The following is a 1106-nucleotide window of genomic DNA, read 5'->3' as shown; positions in this document are numbered from 1 at the left end:
CCCCCGGGCGGATTTGAGGAAAGATGAAGGACAGGGGCGCGCGCCGGACGGCGGGCGGCGTCACTCCGTGGCGGGAGGGGCCGCGTCCTCGGCCGGGACGACGGCGGGCGCGTCGACCGCGGGCCCGTCGAGGCCGATCCGGCTCCACCACATGAAGAAGGCGACGGCGAGGATGAGCACGGGAAGCGCGAAGACGAGGAAGCCGCCGAGCGCGCCCGCGCGGCGGCGGTCGCCCCGGCCGATCGGGCGGCGGTCGGCATCGGGCGTGTAGCCCGGCGAGTCCGTGCGCTCGCCTCGGGTCGGCTTGCGGTCTGCCATGGCTCCGGGCCTCCGGTCGCTGCGTCCAGAGGGGGAACGCGGGGGGAGCGGGGCCGGTTCCGGTCGGTCGCGGGGCGGAGCATCAATGCGCCACCCCCGCGGCCACGCTTTCGTCGATGAAGCGGCCCTCGCGGAAGCGGTCGAGCGAGAACTCGGCGGCGAGCGGCGAGTGGCCCTTGGCCATCAGTTCCGCCATCGCCCAGCCCGAGCCCGGGATCGCCTTGAACCCGCCCGTGCCCCAGCCGCAATTGACGAAGATCCCGTCCACGGGCGTCTTCGAGATGATCGGCGAGCGGTCGCCGGTCATGTCGACGATGCCGCCCCACCAGCGCAGCATCTTCAGCCGCGAGATGATCGGAAAGGTCTCGACGAGCGCGCGCACCGTCTCCTCGACATGGTGGAAGGAGCCGCGCTGGGTATAGTCGTTGCGCCCGTCAGCGCCGCCGCCGATGACCATCTCGCCCTTGTCGGACTGGCTCATGTAGCCGTGCACGGTGTTGGCCATCACGACCACGTCCATGCAGGGCTTGATCGGCTCGGAGACGAGGGCCTGGAGCGCGGTCGATTCGATCGGCAGGCGGAAGCCCGCGCGCTCGGCCATGACGCCGGAATGGCCCGCGACCACGATGCCGAGGCTGCCGCAGCCGATGAAGCCCTTCGTGGTCTCGACGCCCAGGACCCGGCCGGCGGCGCGGCGCACGCCCGTCACCTCGGTCTGCTGGATGATGTCCATGCCCATGTCGGAACAGGCCCGCGCGTAGCCCCAGGCGACCGCGTCGTGGCGCGCG

General features: G+C 72.3%; 2 protein-coding genes. Both read right to left on the bottom strand.

What is annotated here, in order from left to right; translation table 11 throughout:
• Positions 1 to 60: 60 nt before the first annotated feature.
• Entirely contained in the window at positions 61 to 318 is a 258-nt protein-coding gene (locus tag ACTS11_RS00935) for a hypothetical protein (RefSeq protein WP_442638479.1), read from the bottom strand.
• 82 nt (positions 319 to 400) lie between these two features.
• A partial coding sequence (locus ACTS11_RS00930) for an FAD-dependent oxidoreductase (protein ID WP_442638478.1) occupies positions 401 to 1106 on the bottom strand: 706 nt, incomplete at its 5' end.

The sequence above is a fragment of the Roseicyclus sp. genome, from assembly GCF_052168335.1.
Classification (GTDB): Bacteria; Pseudomonadota; Alphaproteobacteria; order Rhodobacterales; family Rhodobacteraceae; genus Roseibacterium.
The sequence above is the reverse complement of the archived record's forward strand: the minus strand, read 5'-3'. Positions and strand labels throughout refer to the sequence as shown.

Excerpts from the sequence above, each read along its gene's own strand:
- ACTS11_RS00935 (WP_442638479.1), bottom strand. The coding sequence starts at position 318 with ATGGCAGACCGCAAGCCGACCCGAGGCGAGCGCACGGACTCGCCGGGC.